The organism is Bradyrhizobium sp. NBAIM08 (genome assembly GCF_020193935.1).
GTDB lineage: Bacteria > Pseudomonadota > Alphaproteobacteria > Rhizobiales > Xanthobacteraceae > Bradyrhizobium > Bradyrhizobium yuanmingense.
Window position 1 is genome coordinate 1 of record NZ_JADYVR010001059.1, and the last position, 397, is coordinate 397.

Sequence of the window (397 nt, forward strand, 5' to 3'; positions counted from 1 at the left end):
TCCTTGTAGAGCACGGCGCCCGGCTGCACGAGGATCTGCTCGCCTTTGGGGATGTCGCGCAGGAAGACGTTGCCGGCGGCGTGCAGCAGCAGCAGGCCGCGCCCGTCGGACTCGAAGCGGTCGAGGTAGCGCCCCATCGGCCGGTGCGTCTTCTGGTCGTTGCCCTCGATCGTGTTGTACCAGATGCCCGACTTCTGCCACGTGTAGCTGACACCGGAGGTGGCGACGAGGAAGCGGTGCTCGTGCACCTCGACCGCCTGACCGTGCTCGAGCGGGACGGCCACCGTCTCGCCGGCCTTGTCCTCGCTGAACGCGATGTTCCCCGGTCCCGTGGCCTGCATCATGATCAGCGGCATCCCGGCGAGCTTGCGATCCCACCCGTTGCCCATGGGCATGG

The 397-nt window shown here is 67.8% G+C and carries 1 protein-coding gene; it reads right to left on the minus strand.

The genetic code is table 11. The features are described 5' to 3' along the window. The coding region (locus tag I6F37_RS43455; protein WP_225154904.1) for an AIM24 family protein at positions 1-397 on the minus strand (397 nt) is incomplete at both ends.